Here is a 301-nt window from a genome sequence, read left to right as displayed (position 1 = left end):
TCCCGAATGTGTACGGCATCGATATGCCAAGCGCTAATGAGTTGATTGCTCACGGTCGTGAAGTGGATGAGATTTCTAAGCTTATCGGCGCTGACGGACTGATGTTCCAATCACTAGAAGACCTTGTTGCTGCAGTAGGCGAGGGCAACCCTGATATTAAGACGTTTGAAACCTCTGTATTCAGTGGCCAATACGTGACAGGTGATGTGGACCAAGAGTACTTAGACTTTCTTGATTCATTGCGCTCTGACGATGCAAAAACTGAGCAAAACATTGCTCAAGACTTAGCAAACCTAGAGAT

The 301-nt window shown here is 45.8% G+C and carries 1 pseudogene; it reads left to right on the top strand.

From position 1 onward, the window contains the following. A pseudogene (locus AB4585_RS26610) lies at nt 1–301 on the top strand (amidophosphoribosyltransferase); the annotation flags it as partial.

It is taken from the genome of Vibrio sp. 10N.222.49.C9, assembly GCF_041474985.1.
Taxonomy (GTDB): domain Bacteria; phylum Pseudomonadota; class Gammaproteobacteria; order Enterobacterales; family Vibrionaceae; genus Vibrio; species Vibrio crassostreae_C.
The sequence above is the reverse complement of the archived record's forward strand: the minus strand, read 5'-3'. Positions and strand labels throughout refer to the sequence as shown.